The 3,091-nt window shown below is 61.2% G+C and carries 3 protein-coding genes; 2 read left to right on the top strand and 1 reads right to left on the bottom strand.

Going from position 1 to position 3,091, the window contains the following annotated elements:
• Positions 1-138: 138 nt before the first annotated feature.
• Complete coding sequence (locus ABWU19_RS14600) at positions 139-681, bottom strand: hypothetical protein (RefSeq protein ID WP_435902371.1); 543 nt, start codon at positions 679-681, stop codon at positions 139-141.
• Positions 682-776: 95 nt separating this feature from the next.
• Between ABWU19_RS14600 and purU the strand changes: the two genes are divergently transcribed.
• Both purU and ABWU19_RS14590 read left to right on the top strand, forming a co-directional pair.
• Positions 777-1,637, top strand: a complete 861-nt coding sequence (gene purU, locus ABWU19_RS14595; protein ID WP_435902370.1) for a formyltetrahydrofolate deformylase — start codon at positions 777-779, stop codon at positions 1,635-1,637.
• A gap of 58 nt (positions 1,638-1,695) precedes the next feature.
• Positions 1,696-2,940, top strand: coding sequence for a S1C family serine protease (locus tag ABWU19_RS14590; RefSeq protein WP_435902369.1), 1,245 nt, complete (start codon positions 1,696-1,698; stop codon positions 2,938-2,940).
• The last annotated feature ends 151 nt before the right edge of the window (positions 2,941-3,091 follow it).

The raw sequence follows: 3,091 nt of genomic DNA, 5'->3' as shown, positions 1-3,091 counted from the left end.
AAGGAATGGGGCTGGGTATGGGTTTGTTCGGGTTCATGCTGTATATGATAAGAGCCTGTGCGCGTATCGAAGGACGTGCGCCGCGCGGGTGGGTGGTTGAGCTGCTTTCGTTTTTGGTAACGGGTATAGTCCTCCGCTTCAGCCGCAGCGATTGAAGCGTCCCAGCGCCGCCCGTCCCTCAGAGGTTCCACCCGGGATTTCCGAGCCACCCAGCGAGATCATGTAATAGCCGGCTCCATTCCCCGCCTCGACCACCACGTAGTAGGTTCCGCCTGAGAGCCGTTCGCGGAATTCGGGGCCTTTGCGGGCTACCAGGCCGTGGCCCTGGTAGTCGCGCCAGCCACCTTCATACACCCTGGCCCCCATGCCCTCGGGAATGGCGAAAGGCGGGCGCTGGCTCCCCTGGACACCGGGCCCTACCAGCCACATCCTGGGCTGGTAGGCTGCTGGGCAGGCGGCCCCCACAAAAAGCCCCAGGTCGAGCACAAAGCCTGCCGGGAGCTCGAGCACATAAAAGCCCAACTGTCCGGCGCCTAGCTGGCTCGTGACTACCTTGGAGACCGTGGGCTCCAAAACCCTATACGCCTGCTCTAAAGTGGGTGAACCGGGGTTCCAGAAGGGTTGGTGGGCGAATCCTAGCGAAGCGAGTACGATTATCAAGCCCGTAGATAGCTTTTTCATACATCTGAGTGTGGACGAAGAAAGTCCGGAAGAGTGTGCCGAGGGCGTATTTATGCCTTGAGTTTTGGTACAAAAGCCCTTAGCCTTGAGCCGGTATGCAGACCGACACCACGGCGCGGCTCCTGATTACCTGCCCCGACCGGCCCGGCATCGTGGCGGCGGTTTCGAATTTTCTCTTCAACCACGGGGCCAACATCACCGATCTGGATCAGCACTCCACCGACCCCGAGGGGGGGCTATTCTTCATGCGCCTGGAGTTTCAGACCCCCCACCTAGATGTTTCGCGGGAAATCCTCGAGAAAGCCTTTGCCGAGCGGGTGGCGGCCCGCTTCGAGATGCACTGGCGCATCGCCTACGCCGCCGACCTTAAGAAGGTGGCTATTCTGGTTTCCAAATACGACCACGCCCTTTTGGAGCTTCTCTGGCGGCACAGCAACCGCGAGCTGCCCTGCGCCATCACCCAGGTCATCTCCAACCACCCAGACCTGCGCCTCGAGGTCGAACGCTTCGGCATTCCCTTCCACTTTGTGCCGGTCGAGAAAGACCGCAAAGAAGAGGCCGAGGCCCAGATGTTGGGGCTGCTGGGCAATACCGACCTGGTGGTGCTGGCCCGCTACATGCAGATTCTGACCCCGCACTTTGTGGCCCGCTACCCCAACCGCATCATTAACATTCACCACTCGTTTTTGCCCGCTTTTGTGGGGGCTAACCCCTACAAGCAGGCCTATACCCGCGGGGTCAAGATTATTGGTGCTACCGCCCATTACGTCACCGAAGAACTCGACCAGGGCCCTATTATCGAGCAGGACGTGGCCCGGGTCTCCCACCGGCACGATGTGGCCGACCTGGTGCGCTTGGGGCGCGACCTCGAGCGCAACGTGCTGGCCCGGGCGGTGCAGTGGCACCTGGAAGACCGCATCATCGTCTACGGCAACAAGACGGTGGTGTTTTCATAATTGCACTTCATGCCGTCTTCACCGTGATTGGCTACACTATGGGGAGGAGGTTTTTGAGATGCCCATGAGAAACTCTATTGTCCTGGGTTTGTTGCTGGTGGTGGGCGGGGGGGTGGCCTGGTTCAACCTGAGCAAGAGCCAGAGCCCCCTGCCGGCCTCGAGCGAGCCGCAGGTGCAGGCCCAGGCGCAGCCTTTTGACCCCAGCCGTGCGCTTTTAGAAAACGAACGCAACACCATTGACGTGGTGCAGCGTACCGGTGACGGAGTGGTGTTTGTGGCGGTTCGAACAGCGCCCCAGGCCAGCCGCGACTTTGGCTTCTTTGCCCCCTTTTTGCAGCCCCAGCCCCAGGAAGGCTCGGGTTCGGGCTTCGTGATTGACCAGGATGGCCTGATTCTGACCAACTACCACGTGATTGAAGGGGCCGACCAGATCACGGTGCGCTTCCACAACGACCCCAAAAGCTACCCTGCCCGGGTGATTGGCCGCGCGGAGCCCCTGGACATGGCCCTGATTCGGGTGCAGGCCCCGCGCGAAAGGCTCAAACCCATGCGCCTGGCCGACTCCGACCAGGTGCGGGTAGGGCAGAAGGCCATCGCCATGGGCAACCCCTTCGGCCTGGAGTTTACCGTGACCGAGGGCATTGTTTCGGCCATCCGGCGCAATCCCAACGACGGCAGCGCCAGCGGTAAAGGGGCTTTTGTGCCCACCGTGATCCAGACCGATGCGGCCATCAACCCTGGCAACTCCGGGGGGCCCTTGCTCAACTCCCGCGGCGAGGTCATCGGGATCAACACCTTCATCTACAGCTCGGTGGGAGCCTTTGGGGCGGCCCAGTCGGCGGGCATTGGTTTTGCCATTCCCATCAACCTGGCCAAGCAGTACCTGAACGACCTTAAAGCGGGCAAGGACATTACCGCCGAAGAGATTGTGCGTTCCCGGCCCCGTCTGGGCGTAACCCTCTCGCTGCTCTCGATGGCCGAGTACCCCGAGAACATCCGCCGCCAGAACCGGCTGCCCGATACCGGACTGATGATTCAGCAGGTCGAGCGCGGTAGCCCTGCCGAACGGGCGGGGCTGCGGCCCGCTACCCGCACCGTGCAGCTTCAGCTCCGCACCGGGCAGGTGATCGAGCTGGGGGTGAACGGCGACATTCTGCTCGAGGCCGACGGCAACCCCATCAACAACATCAACGACCTGCGGGCCGTGCTTCTTTCCAAGAAGCCTGGCGAAGCCGTAAACCTCAAGGTCTGGCGCGACGGCCAGACCCGCGAGGTGCGGGTGGTGCCGCAGGTGATTCGTTAGACTGGGCCTGATAATTCACCCTCCCGTGTGCGGGAGGGTTTTTATACCGGATTCAAAAAGATAGTCTTCAAACAAAAAATCCTAAGAGGCTACCCCAATTCGGAAAAGCCACCAGCCACATTTCCCCAAACTGCGCCAACAGGAGGCGCCT

The sequence above is a fragment of the Meiothermus cerbereus genome, from assembly GCF_051297115.1.
GTDB lineage: Bacteria > Deinococcota > Deinococci > Deinococcales > Thermaceae > Meiothermus > Meiothermus cerbereus_A.
The sequence above is the reverse complement of the archived record's forward strand: the minus strand, read 5'-3'. Positions and strand labels throughout refer to the sequence as shown.